Source organism: Mesorhizobium sp. M7A.F.Ca.CA.002.04.1.1 (genome assembly GCF_004022805.1).
Classification (GTDB): domain Bacteria; phylum Pseudomonadota; class Alphaproteobacteria; order Rhizobiales; family Rhizobiaceae; genus Mesorhizobium; species Mesorhizobium ciceri.
Window position 1 is genome coordinate 1 of sequence record NZ_RZPL01001072.1, and the last position, 1,258, is coordinate 1,258.

The following is a 1,258-nucleotide window of genomic DNA, read 5'->3' on the forward strand; positions in this document are numbered from 1 at the left end:
AGCGGGCCAACAAGGCGCTGCGCAGGCTCAAGACCTATCTCGGCCGGACCATTCGCGACATTTCTCGCCAGATCGCCGGCGATGCGGGGCTGGACGCGCTCTTCAAATGGCCGTTCTACCAGGCCGCCACCGTTCTCTAGCAACGCCAGCGCCAGCGCGGCCGCAAGATCTACAGCCTGCACGCGCACGAGGTGGAATGCATTGGCAAGGGCAAGGCGCATATGCCCTACGAGTTCGGTGTGAAGGTGTCGGTGGCCACCACGCTGAAGCGCTCCAAGGGCGGCCAGTTCGCCCTGCATGCAAAAGCGCTGCCCGGCAATCCCTATGACGGCCACACGCTGGCAAGCGTCATATCGGCCACATCAAGAACGAACACCGCATGGGCCGCAACTACCTCGCCGGCCAGCAGGGCGACGCCCTCAACGCCGTCCTGGCCGCCGCCGGATACAACTTCTCCCTCCTGCTCAGGTGGCTGAAGTGATTTTTGTGGCCCTTGATCGCCCTGCTTCAACTCCGGCCGAAGTCGGTCGCCGCTTAGCGTCTGGATCACGGTCGACCAGCACGAGTTCCAAAAATCCAACCTGCATCTCAGGCACCGCGTCCTGACCTCGGAAATCGAGGATCCAGTCTCGACAGAGTATTCGACAAGATGCGGACGTGTGTTACAATAACGAGCCGCAACTCATACCAGACATGAGCTCATATTTTGGGATAGTGGCCTCCAAGCGGTCAAGCCACGGACGCGAATGTCATCCGATAAAGGGTCGCGGCGTCATAGATGGGCAGTCCTGTCCTACGACGGATTGCTGACGTCACCATCGGGAACAATGTACATTCAAATAGGAGGGCGGCAATCCCCGGATGTGCGGCGCCAAGTCGCGCGACACAGGCTGCAACCTCCGACTCCATTTCAACAACACCAGCCGGCCACGCGTCACCTTCAATGCCGCCGATGACTACTCTTGCCTCTGCGGATGAATCTATGCCCAGCAGCTCTTTGCCGCAGTGTCTTGAGTCTGCGGCCACAACGGCGAGCTTTGCGTCAGCTGGAAGCTGCCGGAGTAGCGTGGGCGCCAGTAGCAGGCTCGACATGGCCACCGGGACTTCGACAGACGCGGCCACTGCAGCCTGGTACCGGATACTGAACCCGCAGTCCCCGGTTATCGCGACTGCTCCGCGCTCGACCAACCGCCTGGCAGCTGCAATGTAGGCCGGCTCGAGAGAAGCATCACCGGGAATGACCCTCTCCTCCAAAGCC

Annotated in this window: 1 protein-coding gene and 1 pseudogene; one reads left to right on the forward strand and one right to left on the reverse strand. The window is 61.0% G+C overall.

Features of this window, described 5'->3' with window-relative positions; translation table 11 throughout:
• A pseudogene (locus tag ENZ75_RS32200) lies at nucleotides 1-481 on the forward strand (IS5/IS1182 family transposase); the annotation flags it as partial.
• A gap of 248 nt (nucleotides 482-729) precedes the next feature.
• Here ENZ75_RS32200 and ENZ75_RS34820 read toward each other — a convergent pair.
• Nucleotides 730-1,258, reverse strand: a 529-nt coding sequence (locus ENZ75_RS34820; protein WP_245481344.1) for a hypothetical protein, incomplete at its 5' end; no start/stop codon positions are given.